This window comes from Proteiniclasticum ruminis DSM 24773, from assembly GCF_000701905.1.
GTDB classification, from domain to species: Bacteria; Bacillota; Clostridia; order Clostridiales; family Clostridiaceae; genus Proteiniclasticum; species Proteiniclasticum ruminis.
In genome coordinates this window covers 266,079-284,946 of the sequence record NZ_JNKC01000005.1, presented here as the reverse complement: position 1 = coordinate 284,946, position 18,868 = coordinate 266,079, and the positions used below count along the sequence as shown (strand labels likewise).

General features: G+C 45.0%; 18 protein-coding genes and 1 riboswitch. Of the genes, 17 read left to right on the top strand and 1 reads right to left on the bottom strand.

The features are described from left to right. Positions 1-4 precede the first annotated feature (4 nt). The 6 genes from mutS to T487_RS0108000 all read left to right on the top strand — a co-directional run bounded on the left by mutS (position 5) and on the right by T487_RS0108000 (position 8,485). Positions 5-2,575 (top strand): DNA mismatch repair protein MutS, encoded by a 2,571-nt coding sequence (gene mutS / locus T487_RS0108025; RefSeq protein WP_031576302.1) that lies wholly within the window; start codon positions 5-7, stop codon positions 2,573-2,575. Next, on the top strand, positions 2,575-4,419 hold the full coding sequence (gene mutL, locus T487_RS0108020; protein WP_031576300.1) for a DNA mismatch repair endonuclease MutL: 1,845 nt from the start codon (positions 2,575-2,577) through the stop codon (positions 4,417-4,419). Before mutS ends, mutL begins: the two co-directional genes overlap by 1 nt. Beyond that, the gene (gene miaA, locus T487_RS0108015; RefSeq protein ID WP_031576298.1) at positions 4,416-5,336 is read left to right on the top strand and encodes a tRNA (adenosine(37)-N6)-dimethylallyltransferase MiaA; all 921 of its coding nucleotides are present in this window, start codon (positions 4,416-4,418) and stop codon (positions 5,334-5,336) included. Before mutL ends, miaA begins: the two co-directional genes overlap by 4 nt. A 77-nt stretch (positions 5,337-5,413) precedes the next feature. Next, on the top strand, positions 5,414-5,647 hold the full coding sequence (gene hfq, locus T487_RS0108010) for an RNA chaperone Hfq (protein ID WP_031576296.1): 234 nt from the start codon (positions 5,414-5,416) through the stop codon (positions 5,645-5,647). A gap of 131 nt (positions 5,648-5,778) precedes the next feature. Further along, a complete protein-coding gene (locus T487_RS0108005) occupies positions 5,779-7,065 on the top strand; it encodes a methionine gamma-lyase family protein (protein ID WP_031576294.1) in 1,287 nt (428 codons plus the stop codon). 94 nt (positions 7,066-7,159) lie between these two features. Further along, positions 7,160-8,485 (top strand): hemolysin family protein, encoded by a 1,326-nt coding sequence (locus T487_RS0108000; RefSeq protein ID WP_031576292.1) that lies wholly within the window; start codon positions 7,160-7,162, stop codon positions 8,483-8,485. A 46-nt stretch (positions 8,486-8,531) separates the two neighbouring features. Here the strand turns inward: T487_RS0108000 and lexA are convergent, their stop codons facing one another. Continuing rightward, on the bottom strand, positions 8,532-9,137 hold the full coding sequence (gene lexA / locus T487_RS0107995) for a transcriptional repressor LexA (RefSeq protein ID WP_031576291.1): 606 nt from the start codon (positions 9,135-9,137) through the stop codon (positions 8,532-8,534). Positions 9,138-9,365: 228 nt separating this feature from the next. Here lexA and deoD point away from each other — a divergent pair, with 228 nt between their 5' ends. The 11 genes from deoD (at position 9,366) to T487_RS0107940 (ending at position 18,845) form a co-directional block, all read left to right on the top strand. Next, positions 9,366-10,073: a purine-nucleoside phosphorylase gene (gene deoD / locus T487_RS0107990; RefSeq protein WP_031576290.1), complete on the top strand. Its 708-nt coding sequence runs from the start codon at positions 9,366-9,368 to the stop codon at positions 10,071-10,073. Between the two features lie 188 nt (positions 10,074-10,261). Then, positions 10,262-10,738 carry a DUF2975 domain-containing protein gene (locus T487_RS0107985; protein WP_031576288.1) on the top strand — a complete coding sequence of 159 codons (477 nt, stop codon included), beginning with the start codon at positions 10,262-10,264 and terminating at the stop codon, positions 10,736-10,738. Positions 10,739-10,752: 14 nt separating this feature from the next. Then, entirely contained in the window at positions 10,753-10,953 is a 201-nt protein-coding gene (locus T487_RS0107980; RefSeq protein WP_031576286.1) for a helix-turn-helix domain-containing protein, read from the top strand. Between the two features lie 129 nt (positions 10,954-11,082). Further along, positions 11,083-11,277: riboswitch (cobalamin riboswitch) on the top strand. A gap of 91 nt (positions 11,278-11,368) precedes the next feature. Further along, positions 11,369-12,751 (top strand): cobyrinic acid a,c-diamide synthase CobB, encoded by a 1,383-nt coding sequence (locus T487_RS0107975; protein ID WP_031576284.1) that lies wholly within the window; start codon positions 11,369-11,371, stop codon positions 12,749-12,751. Further along, the gene (locus T487_RS0107970) at positions 12,729-13,247 is read left to right on the top strand and encodes an ECF transporter S component (RefSeq protein ID WP_036909306.1); all 519 of its coding nucleotides are present in this window, start codon (positions 12,729-12,731) and stop codon (positions 13,245-13,247) included. The genes T487_RS0107975 and T487_RS0107970 overlap by 23 nt, the downstream gene beginning before the upstream one ends. Beyond that, a complete protein-coding gene (locus T487_RS0107965) occupies positions 13,244-13,981 on the top strand; it encodes an AIR synthase related protein (RefSeq protein ID WP_031576280.1) in 738 nt (245 codons plus the stop codon). Before T487_RS0107970 ends, T487_RS0107965 begins: the two co-directional genes overlap by 4 nt. A gap of 15 nt (positions 13,982-13,996) precedes the next feature. Then, positions 13,997-14,569 carry a bifunctional adenosylcobinamide kinase/adenosylcobinamide-phosphate guanylyltransferase gene (gene cobU / locus T487_RS0107960; RefSeq protein WP_031576278.1) on the top strand — a complete coding sequence of 191 codons (573 nt, stop codon included), beginning with the start codon at positions 13,997-13,999 and terminating at the stop codon, positions 14,567-14,569. Beyond that, positions 14,562-15,299 (top strand): adenosylcobinamide-GDP ribazoletransferase, encoded by a 738-nt coding sequence (gene cobS, locus T487_RS0107955; RefSeq protein ID WP_031576277.1) that lies wholly within the window; start codon positions 14,562-14,564, stop codon positions 15,297-15,299. The genes cobU and cobS overlap by 8 nt, the downstream gene beginning before the upstream one ends. Before the next feature lie 49 nt (positions 15,300-15,348). Continuing rightward, complete coding sequence (locus T487_RS0107950; protein ID WP_031576275.1) at positions 15,349-16,848, top strand: cobyric acid synthase; 1,500 nt, start codon at positions 15,349-15,351, stop codon at positions 16,846-16,848. Continuing rightward, positions 16,817-17,800, top strand: a complete 984-nt coding sequence (gene cbiB, locus T487_RS0107945; RefSeq protein WP_051651597.1) for an adenosylcobinamide-phosphate synthase CbiB — start codon at positions 16,817-16,819, stop codon at positions 17,798-17,800. Before T487_RS0107950 ends, cbiB begins: the two co-directional genes overlap by 32 nt. Next, on the top strand, positions 17,793-18,845 hold the full coding sequence (locus tag T487_RS0107940; protein ID WP_031576271.1) for a pyridoxal phosphate-dependent aminotransferase: 1,053 nt from the start codon (positions 17,793-17,795) through the stop codon (positions 18,843-18,845). The genes cbiB and T487_RS0107940 overlap by 8 nt, the downstream gene beginning before the upstream one ends. Positions 18,846-18,868 lie beyond the last annotated feature (23 nt).

The window sequence follows — 18,868 nt, the reverse complement described above, 5'->3', positions numbered from 1 at the left end:
GAAAATGGCTTTGACCCCAATGATGCAGCAGTATTTTACAATTAAAGAGCAGTATAAGGACTGTATTCTTTTTTATAGACTGGGTGACTTCTATGAGATGTTTTTTGAGGATGCGGAAACTGCATCCAAGGAGCTGGAACTTGTCCTGACAGGCAGAGATTGTGGTCTGGAAGAACGAGCGCCCATGTGTGGAATTCCTTACCATGCAGCAGCAGGCTATATTGGGAAACTGATTCAAAAAGGATATAAAGTCGGTATTTGTGAGCAAGTGGAAGATCCTAAAGAGGCCAAGGGAATTGTCAAAAGAGATGTGATCCGAATTGTCACTCCGGGAACACTTCTTGATGAAAACTTCGTGGACAATAAAAGAAATAATTATGTGATGGCGGTCACGTCTCAGGAAGAGTGGTATGGGGTAGCTTTTTGCGATCTCTCTACGGGAGAGTTTCAGGGGACCTATGTTCCACAAAACCTTTCCTCGCTTCACAATGAGATGAGCAAGTTCACACCAAAGGAAGTCATTGTCACCGAGGATTCTCTAGGAGAGGAGCTTCAGAAAAAATGGAATGTCCTGGTGAATTTGAGAGAGCTCGATGATTCTCTGGAAAAGGGCAGTGTACAGAATTACTTCAAGAGTGTAACCGGAGGGTACAATCGTGTGGTAGCTTCCGCATCCGCTTTACTGCTTCAATATCTGGAGGAAACACAGAAAACCGCATTAACCAATATCACGCATTTGGAGATTTATAACACAGAAGATTCCATGGCGTTAGATATCAATACGAAAAGGAACCTGGAACTTACAGAAAATATCGTGGACAAGAGCAAGAAGGGAAGCCTTCTATGGGTTCTAGATGACACGGAAACCGCCATGGGGTCGAGAAACCTGAGAAGATGGATCGAAGCTCCTCTGCTGAACAAAGAGCTTGTAGTGAAGCGTCTGGATGCTGTGGAGGCGTTCTACCAGAATCTGAACCTGCTGGAGGATATGAGAGAGGCGCTGAAAGGTGTTTTTGATATTGAGCGGATTGTCTCCAAGATTGCACTCAAGTCCGTAAATCCTAAAGAAATGGTCACTTTAAAGAAGTCTCTAGGGAAGCTGCCGATTGTGGAGAGCCTCCTGAAACAGGTGGATTACGGTGAACTCTCAAGGCTTTCGAGAAAGTTTGATGTGCTGTCAGATGTTTATACACTTTTAGAGGACAGCATTGAAGAGGATGCCCCACTTGCCTTAAAAGATGGCGGCGTCATCAGAAGCAGTTTTCATAAGGAGATTGAGGAACTGCGGAATCTGAAGCAGAACGGCAAGAGATATATTGCTGAAATGGAGCAGAAAGAACGGGATTTCACAGGCATCAAAAGTCTCAAAGTCGGGTATAACAAGGTATTCGGATACTACATTGAAATTTCAAAATCCAACTACAGCAGTATTCCGGAAGGCCGCTATATCAGAAAACAGACCTTAGCGAATGCGGAGAGATTCATCACACAGGAGCTGAAAGATATTGAAGATAAAATCTTAGGAGCTGAAGAGAAGCTTGCGGATCTTGAATATAAAGTTTTTCAGGATATCAGAGATAAAGTGGAAGGTGAGATAGAGCGTCTCAAGCAGACCGCAAGGATTATTGCCGATCTGGACTGTTATCAGTGCCTTGCCAAAGTAGCTCGTAATAACGGCTATGTGAAACCGCAGATCAATGAAGATGGAAAAATAAGAATCCTTGAAGGCAGACATCCAGTGGTGGAACAGATGATGAAAAAAGGGGAGTTTGTGTCCAATGACCTCTATATGGATCGGGACAAAGAACGTTTTCTCATCATCACTGGTCCGAATATGGCCGGTAAGTCCACTTATATGAGACAGACCGCACTGATGAGTCTCATGGCTCAGGTTGGATCCTTTGTACCTGCAAAAGAGGCGAGCCTGCCCATCTGTGACCGCATCTTCACGCGAATCGGCGCATCGGATGATCTGGCTGGCGGAAAGTCCACCTTTATGGTGGAGATGAGTGAGGTGTCGGATATTCTCCTGCATGCGACAGAAAACTCTCTGATTATTTTGGATGAAGTGGGTAGAGGAACCAGTACTTATGATGGACTTTCCATCGCCTGGGCTGTCATTGAACATATTCTCAGTGAGATTCAAGGGGCGAAAACTCTGTTTGCTACGCATTATCATGAACTGACAGCTCTCGAGGAAGAACTCTATGGCATCAGGAACTACTCCGTCCTTGTAAAAGAGGTGGGGAAAAATATTGCCTTTCTCAGAAAAATCGTACCTGGAGGTGCGGATGAATCTTATGGGATAGAGGTAGCAAGGCTTGCAGGACTTCCAAAGAATCTTCTTGCAAGAGCAAAAGAAATCCTGGCAAAACTGGAGAAAAAAGAAAAGAGAACAGCAAAGGCCACACATAAAGTAAAAGAGGATTCAGGGGTTCTTCAGATGGACATATTTGATTTTGAGAAAGATCATGTGCTCGAAAAGCTGAGAAGTCTTGATGTGCTATCCATGAGTCCACTGGATGCACAGCGTATTCTTTATGAACTGAATCAGGAAGCAAAGGACGTGAACTGATGGGGAAGATCAATCTTCTAACAAAAGATACCTTTAATAAAATTGCAGCAGGAGAAGTGGTGGAACGGCCCGCTTCTGTCGTGAAAGAGCTGGTGGAGAACTCCATTGATGCCGGTGCTACGGAAATTTATGTGGAAATTCAGGCTGGTGGAGAAGAACTTATTAAAATTGTAGACAACGGAGAAGGCATTTTGGAGGAGGACCTTAGAAATGCGTTTCTTCCTCACGCCACCAGTAAAATCCGCACAGCGGATGATCTGTTTTCCATCCAGACCATGGGATTTCGTGGAGAAGCTCTCTCGAGTATAGCCTCTGTTTCTAAAATTCTCACCAGGTCCAAGACCAGAGAGCAGGATGGCCGGGAGATCCTCATTGAAGGGGGAGAGATTCGTTATGAGAAGTACTCCTCCATGGACCAGGGAACGCTCATGGAAATACGGGATCTTTTTTATAATGTGCCCGCAAGAAAGAAGTTTCTGAAGACTCCCTCCAGAGAAGGGTCTATCATCTCCGAGATCGTTTCAAAGATTTCCATGGCTCATCCCTCCATATCGTTCCGGTTGGTTGTAGATGGGAAGGAGATGCTGAGAACTTACGGCACGGGAAATCAGAAAGATGTGATCCGGCAAGTTTACAGCAAGAAAGTCCATGATCATGTGTTTTACTTTGAAAATCATTATGATTCCTTCAGTATCTTCGGATTCATCGGACATGAAGAGATCTCCAGAGGCTCAAGGGCCCATGAGACTATTTTTGTCAATAAAAGGCTGGTGCAGTCAAAGGTCATCACCACTGCAGCGGAAAAGGCGTTCAAATCATTTGCCACTTCAAGCCGATTTCCTTTTTTTGTCATTAACATAGAGATCTTCCCGGAGCTCATCGATGTGAATATTCATCCTCAGAAGGCAGAAATAAAATTTGAAGATGATGGTCATATGTTCAAAAGTGTATTCGGCACCATACATCAGTCTCTGCGTGAAGGGCTTCAGGAGACCTTCAGAATTCAGGAGGAAGAGGAACCAGACAGGTATGAGCAGCTGAGACATCCAGAGACAGGGCCAGTGCGCATTGATATACCGGTAGATGTCACAAAGGATCCAAGGGTTGTGAAGATCGAAGAGGATAAGAAAGCCCTGGATGCCATGAAGAGAGAAGGTGCAGTACGGCACCAGGATTCTATGTTGAAGGAGTCTTTTGAAGAGCTGAAGGCAGATACTGTTCCCGCTGCGAGACCTGAAGAAAATACAGGGAAACCCACCGCGAAATTCCCAATGCCAAGGATCATCGGGCAGTTCAGGGCCACCTATATACTGACAGAGATTCAGGATGAGCTGTACATCTTTGATCAGCATGCAGCCCATGAAAAAATAAACTTCGAGAAATATATGGAAGAAATCAAAAACGGACATGTGGCTGCCCAAGGGCTTCTGATTCCGGAAATTCTTGACCTTTCCATGGATGACCATCAGCTGTATCTTGAAAATAAAGAAGTTCTGAAAGAGGCTGGGTTCCTTCTGGAGGAGTTTGGTGACCGAAGTGTTGCCATCCGGGAAGTACCTATTTTTCTAGGGAAAACGGAAGCAGCACCTTATTTCCATGAGATTCTGGATAACATCAGAAATCTGGGAAAAGGGAGCAAAGAGGAAGTGAAGTATTTAAGAATCGCAACTGCAGCTTGTAAAGCCTCGATTAAAGCATATGAGGAGCTTACGATGGAAGAAATGCGGCATCTGATTGAAACATTGCGGTTCATCGAGGAACCTTTCTCCTGTCCCCATGGAAGACCGACGCTTGTGAAACTGACGGAGAAAGACATGCAAAAGATGTTCAGGAGAATTGTATGAGAAAAATAGTAATCATATCTGGTCCCACGGGTGTTGGGAAAACGGAAATATCTCTTCAGGTGGCAGAGACGCTGCAAGGGGAAATTGTATCTTGTGATTCCATGCAGATCTATAAAGGGATGGACATTGGCTCTGCAAAGGCCACCAGAGAGGAAATGGAAAGAGTGCCTCATCATCTCATAGATGTGGTATCGCCTTTTGATGCCTTTACGGTATCAGATTATAAAGATCTTGCTGAGGCAGCTATTCATGACATCCACAAGAGAGGCAAACCTGCCATTCTTGTGGGTGGCACAGGACTTTATATCGATGCTGTAATTAAGAATCTTTCCTTTACAGAAGGCGGCAGTGATGCTGTGCTCAGAAAGGAACTGGAAGAGGAAGCAAAGGAGCATGGACCTCTTTTTCTTCATGAGAAACTGAAAATAGTGGATTTGGAGGCAGCCACAGCCATCCATCCCAACAATGTGAAACGGGTTGTACGGGCTCTTGAGGTGTATCACCTTACGGGAAAGCCCTTTTCCAGTTTCAAAGATGAACGGGGATTACGAAAAGAATATGAGATTCATTACTTCTATCTCAATAAAGACAGGAAAAAGCTTTATGAGGATATTGATGAGAGAGTAGAGGTTATGATGAAAAGGGGTCTCTTGGAGGAAGTGGAGCATTTGCAGAAGAGTGGACTGAACTCTTCATATATTTCCATGCAAGGGATCGGGTACAAGGAGATTCTGTCCTATCTGGATGGTGTCCTCTCTTTGGAAGGAGCAGTGGATCTTGTGAAAATGAGATCCAGAAACTATGCAAAGAGGCAGCTGACGTGGTTCAGAAACGAAAAATATGCGGAGGAACTGTCAAAAGAGCAGTATTCTGATGAAGAAATCATACAGATTCTAGAAAAATCCATAAGAGAGTAGTACATTTTTAAAAACTGTATTATAATGAAAGAATCATATATATAAACTATGAATAAGATAAAGTGGGGGGAGTATCCGTGAGCAAAGCCATCAATAATTTTCAGGATGTTTTCTTAAATGGGGCAAGAAAAACAAAAATGACAGTGACCATACATCTGGTGAATGGATTTCAGCTGAAAGGCATGGTACGGGGATTTGACAATTATGTCATAGTACTGGAGACCGAAGACAAACAGATGCTTGTCTATAAGCATGCGGTGACCACCATTACACCACTAAAACCCATCCTGATTCTGGATGAGGAAGAATAGAAAGTGAAAAGACCTGTCTTTAGGGACAGGTGCTTTTTTTTGGGGAAACCAGATTGTTTGAAAGCCAGAGACTTTGTGCTATAATGATAAATTGATTGTGAAAATAGTAGGACATTGAAAGGAAGTAAACCATGTATTATAAATCAAAAGAATATCTCATGAAAGAATACAACATCAGTGAAAAGGCCCTCGCTCTGCACGAGAAGGCCATGGAAGCAGTGACGCCTCTCTTTAAAGAGTATGAGGATATTCGGGAATATAACCAGTTTAAGGTGCTCAAGGCATTTCAGGAGGAGAAAATCAGCGATTATCATTTCACCAATACCACAGGCTACGGATATGGAGACATTGGGAGAGATACGCTGGACCAGGTGTACGCAAGAATTTTCAAAGCAGAGAAAGCTCTAGTAAGACCTCAGTTTGTCAGCGGCACCCATGCCATATCCTGCGTGCTCTATGGTATATTAAGACCTGGAGACACCCTTCTTGCAATCACCGGCAGACCGTATGACACCATTCATGGAGTCATTGGCATCGAACAGACAAAAGAAGATGAAAACACAGGGTCTCTTTATGATTTCGGAGTCCGCTATGCGGAGATTGAGCTGAAGGAAAATGCCATTCAAGTGGATAAAGTCATAGAGTATCTGAAAAAAGATCCATCCGTTAAAATGCTTCATATTCAGAGAAGTAAAGGCTATGCGGAAAGAAATAGTTTTACCATCGAAGAGATTGGTCATGCCATTAATGAGATCAGAAAAGAATTTCCTGAGACAGTCATTTTTGTGGACAACTGTTATGGAGAGTTCATTGAAGAACGTGAACCTATCGAAGTAGGAGCTGATATCGTTGCCGGATCGCTCATCAAGAATGCGGGTGGCGGCATATCTCCTACGGGTGGATATATTGCAGGAAAAGCGAATCTTGTGGATTTGGCCTCTTACAGGCTGACGGTGCCAGGGCTTGGAGGAGAATGCGGATCAACATTCGGTGTGATGCGCACATTTTTCCAAGGTCTTTTCCTGGCACCTCAGATCTCCATGGAAGCTCTGAAAACTGCAGTATATACAGCAAAGCTTCTAGAACTTGCCGGATATGAAGTGCATCCGAAAGCGGAAGCGAAGCGAACGGATATTGTGCAGGCCATCACCTTCAGGAACAAAGAGAAGCTCATTGATTTTGTCAAGGGAATCCAATATGGAGCACCGATAGACTCCAATGCAAGCTGTGAGCCTTGGGATATGCCTGGCTATAAAGATCAGGTCATCATGGCAGCGGGAGCCTTCATACAGGGAGCATCCATTGAGCTGTCTTGCGATGCCCCGATTAGAGAACCGTACACAGCTTATTTTCAGGGCGGTTTGAGCTTTGACCACGGAAAGGTAGGTGTTCTTATTGCGCTCTCAAGAATCCTATAGATTCTTGAGAACTTATGCTATAATGTAATCAGTTTATTTCAAGAAATTTATATTAAAAGGAGAAAAGAATAGGCTTACTGCCTAGAATGAGTGTATGGAAAGTGATTTAGGTCCCCAGTTGTTAACCATTGTATTTCTTATATTTGTCAATGCATTTTTTGCGATGGCTGAAATGGCCATGGTGTCTGCCAACAAGGTCCGCATTGGTGTGGAGGCGGACAAAGGAAATCCCCGAGCACTGAAGCTTCAGAAAATACTTGAAAGACCGAGCGATTTTCTTTCGACCATTCAAGTTGGGATTACCCTTGCCGGATTCCTGGCATCCGCTCAGGCTGCTACAGGAATTGCACAAGAAGTGACAATGCTCTTTGCTTCTATCAACATCAGAATCAATCAGCAGATGGCAATTGTACTTATTACAATTGTTTTGGCTTATTTCACTTTGGTTTTTGGTGAACTGCTACCAAAACGTATTGCTCTTCAGAACTCAGAGAAAATCGCCATGACCATGGTGCCGATCATCGGTTTTGTGGCTACGATCTTAAAACCGTTTGTGCTGTTTCTTTCATTTTCCACCAGTCTTTTTGCGAGACTTTTTGGCATTCATACGGATAAGCTGGAGGAAAATGTGTCTCTTGAAGAGATCCGTTCCATCATTGAAGTGGGAAAAGAAAAAGGTGTCATCAATGAGACGGAACGTGATATGCTGGATGGGATTTTTGAGTTTGACAATAAACTTGCAAGAGAAATCATGACCCCGAGAACAGAAGTAGAAATGATTGAAATCTCAGAGCCCACTCATAATGTCATCGCGAAGGTAACCAACGGCAATTATTCTAGAATTCCATTCTATCTGGATGAAGTGGATAATGTCATTGGCATCCTTTTTATCAAAGATTTATTCCGTGAACTGGTCAATAAAGGAAAACCTGGCAACATCGAGGATATTCTTCGAAAACCATATTTTGCACCGGAGAATAAATATATTGATGATCTTTTCAAAGAGATGCAGGTGGCCAATGCACAAATGGCCATTCTCCTGGATGAGTACGGCGGATTTTCAGGCATTGTGACCATTGAGGATATCCTGGAGGAAATCGTCGGTAATATTTATGATGAGCATGATGTCATGGACGAATATATCAATAAAGTTACAGACAACATCTATCTGGTGGATGCCCTGGTCTCCATTGATGATTTTAATGACAGCCTTGGGTTTGAGATAGAATCTGAGAACGCGGACTCCATCGGCGGATATGTGATTGAAAGGTTGGGACGAGTCCCTAAAAAAGGAGACACCGTTTATTACGGAGGACATGGATTTAAAGTCCAGCAGATGGCTGGGAAAAGAATCAAAGTGCTGAAAGTGATCTTGAATCAGGAAAAATTGGACAAAGAGTATATTGACGAAGAATCATAACTGAAGAAGCGCCTGGCAGAAATAATCCTGCCAGGCGCTTCTTGTTCTAGTATTTTCTGTAGAGGCCAACTAATTTACCGAGGATCTCACATTCCATGACAATGATCGGTGCCATACTTGAGTTTTCTGGCTGAAGCCTTACATGATTTTTTTCCTTGAAATATCTTTTGATGGTGGCGTCACTGCCAATCATCGCCACTACTATGTCTCCGTTTTTTGCGCTGCTGGCTTTTTCGATGATGGCAAAGTCGCCATTATGGATTCCAGCTTCAATCATACTTTCTCCCTCGACCCTCAGGATGAAGAGATCGTTATCGTGTTTCACAAATTTCAAAGGCATCTGGAAATAATCTTCAACGTTTTCTACAGCAAGGACGGGCTCACCTGCGGTGATTTTACCCACCATGGGAATTGGGACCATTTCAATGCTCTTGTTGATGAGTTCAGGTATCATCAAGGCACGTGGTTTTGTAGGATCCCTTTCAATTTTACCGTCTGACTCCAACTGATTGAGATAGGAGTGCACAGAGGATGTGGACTTAATATCAAGCGCACTGCAGATTTCACGGACAGATGGTGGATATCCCTTAGCCTCTGTAAAGGAAAGAAGATACTCATATACCATTTCTTTTTTTTCTTGGCCTTTTCTCATAAGTTCACCCCAAACTGATTTTAAGCCTATTATAGCATGGAAAAGACCTGAAATCAAACGAATGTTCCGGAATGGATGTTCTGATTCCTTGATTCTTTGAGAGTAAGATTTTATCGAACAACGCACTTTTTTTCTTTGAACATGTTAAAATAGAAGAGGATACTTACAGATGATGCAGCTTCATTCTGCATTCTCTGTAATAATATATGGAAATATGGAGGGAAACCAATGTCAACACATATTGGTGCTAAAAAAGGCGATATCGCAAAAACAATACTGCTTCCAGGAGATCCGCTTCGTGCAAAATACATTGCAGAAACATTCCTGGAGAATCCGAAACAGTTTAATGAAGTACGGGGAATGCTTGGTTTTACTGGAACATATAAAGGTGTGGAAGTATCTGTTATGGGTACTGGAATGGGTATACCATCCATCTCCATCTATGTTCATGAACTGATTCATGAGTATGGGGTAAAGAACCTCATGAGAGTGGGCAGCTGTGGCGCTATGCAGGAGCATGTGAAGATCAGAGATGTGATTCTTGCAAGCTCAGCATCCACAACCTCATCCATCAATAAGAACCGTTTTAGAGGCATGGACTTTGCAGCAACTGCAAGTTTTGAGCTTCTTTACAAGGCCCATGAAAGTGCAAAGGGACTGGGCATAGATGTTCATGTTGGAAATGTATTAAGTTCTGACATATTCTATGATACAACAGGTGCAACAAAACTTTTCATGGATGCTGGAACACTGGGAGTAGAGATGGAAGCGGCTGCACTTTACACAGAAGCTGCCTTGGCTGGTGTGAATGCATTGACTCTTCTTACAGTCTCAGACAGTCTCATCACAGGGGAAGAAACCACTGCGCAGGAGAGACAGGAAACATTCAATGAAATGATGAAAATCGCCTTAGATACAGCTGTGGCCATGGCATAACTCCGTGGTGTTTCTTATGGACAGGACGTAAAAAGCGTCAGCTCCTGCAGGAACTTCAGCTGCCAAAAACACAATCAGACCTGAATCAGAGAGGGAGCAATCCCTCTCTTTTATTCGATAATTATTTATTGATAATCAATAAATAGTGTGATAAGATATGTACATAAAGAAAAAAGTGAGGTATCCAAATGAAAAGAATGAGTATTCCCCTGTTCCAGATTGGTGTTTTGTTTATCACTTTATGTATTCTGCTTCTCTGTGTATTCTGGCTTCCAGATACAGCTGCATTTTTTGCAAAAGATGCACCGGAGTATGCTTATCTCAAGTATCCTCTTCTCGTTGGCATCTATCTTACTGTACTGCCATTTCTCTTTGCCATCGTGGAAGGTCTGAGACTCAGCAGAAAAGTGGCAATCAATGAGGCTTTCTCTGTCAAGTCTGTGACCCATCTCAGGAACATCAAAAGATCCTCTTTTCTGATCACAGTGATGTATTTTATCGGGTTTGTGGTGCTGATACAGCTTGTGGATCTCAGCCCAGGAATCGGCCTGCTCGGTATTCTGATCATGCTGGCTTCCATGATGATTGGGCTTATCGCAGGTATTTTAGAGGAACTTCTGAGAAAAGCGTTGGTAATCAAAGAAGAAAATGATCTCACTGTATAAGGAGGGGGATATTTATGCCAATTATTGTGAATCTGGATGTGATGCTTGCCAAAAGGAAAATGAGCGTTACGGAACTTTCTGAAAAGGTGGGAATCACCTTAGCTAATGTTTCAAATCTGAAAACCGGAAAAGCCAAAGCCATCAGATTTTCCACACTGGAAGCCATCTGTAGAGCCCTGGACTGCCAACCGGGAGATATACTGGAATACAGATAAATATGAAAAATATGGAGGAGACGCTATGAGGCTAAAGGAAATATGGAGGATGTCAAAAAAATAAAGAAATTTATCTTCCATTTTTCCTTTGACATTTCATATCGTGATATTCTATACTGAACATAATCAATCAACTGAATAATACAAGAGGTGCTTTTGTGTAACAGCAAAAGCTTAAAAGGGAAAGAGGTTAGATTCCTCTACAGCCCCCGCTACTGTGTACAGGGATGAAATCTTCAATACCCACTGGATCTGAGATCCGGGAAGGGGAAGAGAGTAAGAAGATCTGTAAGTCAGGAGACCTGCCTTGTTGTATGGATACTGCGAAAGCTTCGGAGGGAAGTTTGTGCGTTTTTATTTTGCCTGAAAACACACGGATTTCCGTGTGTTATTTTTTTTGTAAGGAGGGAAAAACATGCATCATATGGTCATTGCTGCCATTTCAAGCAGTTCTGGCAAAACTGCTGTAACCATGGGGATTTTGTCCGCGCTGAAAGAGAGAGGGTTCTCCGTGCAGCCCTTTAAGGTTGGGCCGGATTACATTGATCCGTCTTTTCAGAAAACTGCATCAGGAAAAGTGAGCCATAATTTGGATCTTTTTATGATGGGGAAAGAGGGGATTTACGATGTATACAAGAAAGCCAGTGCATACAGTGATATTTCTGTGGTAGAAGGCGTCATGGGTCTCTATGACGGCAGCGGAATCAAATCCATGGAAGGAAGCACCGCATCTGTTGCTAAGCTCTTGTCCATTCCAGTGATTCTGGTTCTGGATGCGAAGGCCATGTCAAAAACCGCTGCAGCGGTGGTTCTTGGCATAAAAGAATTTGATTTGGATGTGAATCTCCGAGGGGTCATCTTGAACCGAGTGTCTTCGGCCCGTCATTATGAACTCATCGAAAGCAGCATCATGGAGAAAACAGGAGTGCCCTGTCTTGGCTACTTGCCAGAAGATCCTGTCATGGAATTTCAGTCCAGGCACCTGGGGCTTCAGCTTGATCCCCTTTACCAGGGGGGAATCAGCGAAAAAATCACAAATATGGGACGGTTTATTGAAAAGCATCTGAACCTTTCGGCGCTTCTGGATCTTACCGTAAGAGCATCTGACCCTAAGCAGGCAGAGCCACTCGTAGAGGAGAAAAAAGAAATGAAGGATCTGCTGCGGCTTGGCATCGCAGAGGATGAAGCTTTCAGCTTCTATTATGAGGATAATCTCGAACAGCTGAGACAAAAAGGCGTTCAGCTGATTCCCTTCAGCCCTCTGAGAGACAAACGATTACCGGAGCACTTGGATGGTCTGTACTTCGGAGGTGGGTTTCCTGAGCTTCATTTGCAGAAGCTGGAAGAGAACAGCAGCCTACGGGAAGAAATCCATAGGAAGTTGGCACTGGGAATGCCAGCCTTCGCTGAGTGTGGAGGGTACATGTACCTGACACAGGGCATAAGAGACAAGGAAGGAACCTTACATAACATGGTGGGATTTTTTGAAGGATCCTGTGAAATGACAGATACCCTGCAGCGGTTCGGATACACAAGTATCCGCATCGGTCCTTATGAGATGAAGGGACATGAGTTTCATCATTCCCAGTGGGTAGGACCAAAAGAGACAGAACAGGAATTTTTGTGCGCTAAGCATTTTGGCAGCCGGGATGAAACATACCGCACGGGTCAGAAGAAAAACAACTGCTACGGTTCTTATGTGCATATTCACTTACGGAGCAGCGGTGGGATCGTACAGTCCATGCTGGATCACTTACGAAAATGGAGGAGTCAGAATGAGAATCAGAACCGTTTATAAAAGATCTCAACCGATGGCGCTGTCTGGCCTTCTTATCGCACTTTCCTACATAGGCGCACTTCTTAAAATTCAAGGAACCATCGCCCTGGATGCGCTTCCAGCATTCCTTGGTGCGATTTTTCTTGGGCCGATCTATGGGGGTGTCATAGGAGCTTTAGGACACTTTTTCACTGCGCTATTCAGTGGGTTTCCGTTGTCTTTCCCCCTCCATGTTTTGATCTCTCTTCTGATGATGGAGGCGGTACAGGTGTTTGGAGTGCTGTATGGAAAAGGCCATCGGGTGCTTGCTGCGGCTGCCGGGATTCTTCTGAATGGCCCTGTATCGCTTTTGATCCTCTCGCTGGCTTCCAGCTTCATGGGTATGCCCCTTCAGGGGAAATGGATGTTTCTTAGTCTGATCACTCCGCTCAGTGCTGCTTCTGCTGTGAACATTTTAGGAGCGGTGTTCTTAGGCAATCTTCTTCTTAAAAGGAACTTCAAGGAGGGAAATTTATGAAATGGCGGGATCTTACCTTAGTGGATTTTCATGAAGAGTACTTACTGGCTGTATCCTGTGACAGCGCTGGCGGTATTGGGGACAAACCTCATGATCTGATCAGAACATCGCCTTTTATCGTGGGCTATCATACAGCGAAGGTGGCACTGATGGAACTTCTCTGTGTCCATGGAGAACCTTTACTCCTATCTAGCACTCTGTCTGTGGAAATGAATCCCACAGGGGCCGAAATGATGAGAGGGATACATACGCTGCTGAAAGAATATGATCCCATGCATTCTATTGCACTCACTGGCAGCACGGAAGAAAACTTCCATGTTTCAGCCACAGGGCTGGGCGTTACCGTAATGGGGAGGATAGAAAAGAGGCAGTGGCCGCTGAAAAAATCGCTGGCTCAGGATGTGGCGGTTATGGTAGGAGAGGCAAAGTGTGGAGAGGAGGTGCTGAAGACGGAAAAAGAAAAGATCCTCATGCTCCATCATGTGAAGACCTTAAGAGATTTGCCCTATGTCAGGGAAGTAGTGCCAGGTGGATCCAGAGGAATGGCACATGAAATCTCACTTGTGGAAAGCGCTTCAAAGATCAGGTTCCTGCCGGCAGAAGGTGTAAAGCCTCTGCTGCATCAGTCCTGCGGGCCGGCCAGTGCACTGCTGGTGACTCTTGGGAAAGAGCACCTTAAGGATCTTCAGGAAACTTTGAACATACCGGTTCATGTATTAGGCGTATTTTGTTAGAAAGGAGCAGCACAAATGGGGAAAATTACATTAATCACCGGTGGAGCAAGGAGCGGAAAAAGCACTTTTGCGGAAGGCCTTCTTCAGGAAACCCATCCGGTTCTATACATCGCCACAGCCGTTCCCGTGGATGAAGAGATGAAGGTGAGAATCCGCCATCATCAGAAGGGCCGGAATCCTTCCTGGGATACCTTGGAAGCATTCTCTACTTTACCGCAGCGGCTTGCTGGAAAAGAAAGCTTTTACGGCGGAATTCTTCTGGACTGTGTCACGGTTCTTCTGACCAATCTTCTGTTTATCCGGAGTGATCTGAATCTGGACCGTTATGAGGAAGGTTTCTGGGGGAAGGCTGAATCGGAGATCCTTGAGGACCTGCAGGAAACATTGGATTTTTTTAGAAAATCCTCTGCCGAGTGTGTTCTTGTCACCAATGAGCTGGGACAAGGACTGGTTCCTGAAACTGCCTTTGCCCGTGCGTTCCGGGATCTTCAGGGCAGAGTGAACCAGTATCTTGCCAGGGAGTCTGATGATGTGTATCTTCTGGTGTCGGGCATCCCACTTTGCATCAAGGAGTCCGGAGATGAATGAGATTCTTCTGATGCTTCAGCTTTTTACAGTGATCCCCATCCAGAAAGAAATCCCTTATGATCGGGAGAGATTTACTAAAACAGCAGTACTTTTACCGGTTCTTGGTGGCGTTATGGGTCTTCTGGAAGGCGGAGCCGCCTCTCTCATTCTAGGGCTGTTCCGGCCTATGACTGCCGTTTTACTGATTCTCATGGTGGATGTATTTCTGACCAAGGGCATCCATCTGGATGGTCTTGCAGATACCTGTGATGGGCTGTTCTCTGGAAGAGACCGTAAAACGATGCTGGAGATTATGAAAGACAGCCGTCTGGGCGCCTTTGGCGCGCTCAGTCTTCTCTTCTGCCTTCTTTTGAAGACGGCATTTCTGATGGAGCTTGATTCAGTCACGTTTCTCAGGATGGTGCTCGTTCTCCCAGTAATCGGCCGAAACATGATGGTTTTAGGGGCCTTTAGGAGTGTCTACGCCAGAGACCATGGATTCGGCGGCATCTATATTGGGCAGATCTCCAATCTGACCTTGGCCATCGCCTCAGGGACGGCGCTGTTCTACTCAACAGCTCTGTTGGGAATCAGTGGAGGAATCTCCTGGTTCGCCGTCGGCTTCCTCATCCTGCAGATGAAGCACTATACAGAAAAACGTCTGGGAGGAATAACAGGAGATGTTTTAGGGGCTTTTCTGGAAGTTTCCCAGTTGATTTATCTCCTCGTCTATGTGCTGCTGGCTAGATAAGAAGAGTATGTTTTGTGATGAAGTTTTTATACAGAAAGGAGGAAGAAAGATGCGTAAGAAAATCATGCTGGTGGGGACTGCGTCCTCGGTGGGGAAAAGCACGCTGTGTGCAGGCCTATGCCGGATATTGGAAGAGGATGGATTAAAACCAGCACCTTTTAAAGCCCAGAATATGTCTCTTAATTCCGGTGTTACTCCGGAGGGACTTGAGATGGGAAGAGCTCAGATTCTGCAGGCTGTGGCAGCCAAGGTGGTGCCGGATGTGAAAATGAATCCTGTTCTTCTAAAACCTACTTCCAGTGAAGGCTCTCAAGTGGTGCTGCTGGGCAAGGTCTATGGGGAAGTGGGAGGTGAGAATTACATCTCCATGAAAGAGGAGCTCTCTGTGAAAGTTCTTCAGGCCTATGGGGAGCTGGAAAAGGAGTATGACACCATCGTGATTGAAGGAGCAGGCAGTGCGGCAGAGATCAATCTGAGAAAGAATGACTTTGTGAATATGGGGCTGGCCAGGATGGTGGATGCGCCGGTGCTGCTTGTGGTGGATATTGATAAGGGCGGCGCTTTTGCGTCCATCTATGGCACGGTGATGCTGATGCCGGAAGAAGAGAGAAAGCATGTGAAGGGAATCATCATCAATAAGTTCAGAGGTACACGAGCTCTTCTTAAGCCTGGCATCGATGAGATTGAAAAACTTGTGGGCATCCCAGTACTAGGCGTTGTTCCTTACCTTCCTCTGAATCTTCCGGAGGAGGACAGTCTCATGGAGGATCCAGGAGCAGAAAGAAAAACCAAAGCGGACATAACAGTGGGCGTGATAAGGCTGCCACACATTTCAAACTACACGGATGTTCAGCCACTTCTTCTCTATGAAGATGTTCAAGTGCGTTTCTTATCACTAGAAGATTCTCTGGAGGGAATGGATCTTGTGATTCTTCCAGGCAGCAAGAACACACTGAGCGATCTTGCTGTATTAAGAGCAGCGAAAATGGATGAAAAAATCCTGAAAGCTCATGAAAAAGGTGCAGTTATCTTTGGCATCTGCGGTGGTTATCAGATGCTTGGAGAATCTTTGGAAGATCCTCATCAGGTGGAGTCTTCTCTACTGGAATCCAGGGGATTGGAACTGATTCCCATGAAGACCATTCTGGAAAAAAGTAAAAAAACAACTCTGGTGGAAGGTGTGTGTCTTCCTTTGGCGTGTCCTGTGAAGGGGTATGAGATTCATATGGGCAGAAGCCTTTTTCATAAAGACATGCAAAGGCCATTCCTGAAGCTTGGAGAACAGGGTGCTGTTTCAGAGGAGGGATATTATCATGAGGGTGAGAGAATCATTGGTACGTATCTTCATGGGATTTTTGACAACAGCGGATTTACACGAAAGCTACTTAATGTCATCCGGAAGAGCAAAGGGATGGAGGAGATCAGCGAAGTTCCAAAAGACTATTGGGAGGAAATAGACAAGGAGCTTTCACGTCTGGCAGATACCCTGCGAGATACCCTGGATATGGAGGCGATTTATGAGATTCTTCATGAACACCCCCGTGGCTAGCGTGCTCTTCGCAGTAGTGCTGGATGTTATTGTGGGTGATCCAAAGAGCCTCTGGCATCCGGTCATGGGCATCGGGAAACTGATCCATGCACTGGAGCGCAAGCTTTACGAAAACGAAGATACTCCTGCCGTACGGAAAAGAAAGGGGATTCTTCTTGTGATTCTTGCCTGCATCAGCGTCACAGCTTTTGTTTACAGCATCCTCGCCCTTGCATTCAGCGTGTCCTACTGGCTTTATTTCATCTTGTGCGTATATCTGCTGTGGACGGGTCTGGCGGGAAGAACGCTGAAACTGGAAGGCCTTAATGTGTATCATGCCCTGGCTCAGAATCAGCTGCAGGAAGCCAGGGGGAGACTCTCCATGCTTGTTTCCAGACAGACCGAACTGATGTCCGAGGAAGAAGTTATTAAAGCAACGGTGGAAACCGTGTCTGAGAATACATCAGATGGGATAGTCGCACCGCTTTTCTTTGGTGTTCTCTTTGGACCCTGCGGCATGTGGCTATACAAGACCGTGAACACCATGGATTCTATGGTGGGTTATAAAAATGAGCGTTATTTGGACTTTGGCTGGTGCGCCGCTAAAACCGATGATGTGCTGAACTTCATTCCGGCTCGGCTGACGTCCTGGTTTATTCTCTTCAGCGCTCCCTTGGAAGGGAGGCCTTTCAAGAAAGCTGCAGAGGTTTACAGAAGGTACAGGAACTGTCATGAGAGTCCCAATGCGGGCCATCCGGAATCCGCGGCTGCAGGAGTTCTTGGCATCTCCTTAGGAGGGGACGCCATCTATTTCGGGCAGACTGTTTGTAAACCTGCCCTGGGAGAAATGGATCAGGAACCGGAACCGTCTGATATTGTGAAGACCGTCAGGATGATGGAACGAGCCTACATCATGAGCGCTGCTTTGTTTATGATGCTGAAAGTTATGGGGAGGTGGACTTTTTATGTATGAGCATGGTGGCAATATCCATGGGTTTGAGACGCCCATGGTGGATTTCAGCGCCAACATCAATCCGCTGGGGATACCGGAGAAGCTCCGGATTGCCTGGATAGAACAAATGGAGCAGGTGACATCGTATCCGGACCCTTCCTACAGAAAATTGAAAAAAGCCATAACGGACCATCATTTCCTGACAGATAAAGCGAATATTCTTTTGGGAAATGGTGCTGTGGATCTCATCCACAGTGTAATAAAGGGGGTCAGGCCGAAAGAGGTTCTCATTCCTTCCCCGGCTTTTTCAGAGTACCGCAATGCTTGCATAAGAAATGAAATACCATATCGGGAGGATTTACTGTACGACAGTTTGGGTAATCTTCAGGTAGAGAAGTTTCTAAAAGCCGTACATGACCGTTCCCTGGTGTTTCTGTGCAATCCCAACAATCCTACGGGAAAGGCCCTGAATGCATCTGATTTGGAGCTGGTTCTGAAAAGAATCGAAGAAACTGGGAGTTTTCTGGTGCTGGATGAAACGTTTCTCCCCTTTGTGGAACAGCAGAAGAGGCATTCCCTGCTGGAGCAGCAGCCTGAATGCGTTCTCTTTTTGCGGGCTTTGACTAAAATCTATGGTATACCTGGAGTTCGGCTGGGCTATGGGATTATATACAATGAGATTCTGGCAAAGAAGATGGATTCTCTGCAGGAGCCATGGCAGATCAATACTTTCGCAGATATTGCTGGTCAGGTGGTACTGAAAGAGACAGGTTATCTTGAGGAAACAGCATCCTGGCTGCAGCTTGAGAAGGCTTTTCTTTATCGGGAGCTATCTAAAGTGCCGTGGCTTACATGGATTGAAAGTGACTGCAATTTTATTCTGGTGAAATCTTCTTGCGCGTCAGCAGAAGACATCCAGAAAAACCTTCTGGTGGATCAAATTTTGATCCGGCTGCCCTATGGGTTTAAAGGACTCACCTCTCATCATTTCAGAATCGCTGTGAAAGACAGGTCATCCAATCTGAAACTGATGAACGCACTGCAAAAAATAAAAGACATAACATAAAAGACATTGAATGAAACGGAGTG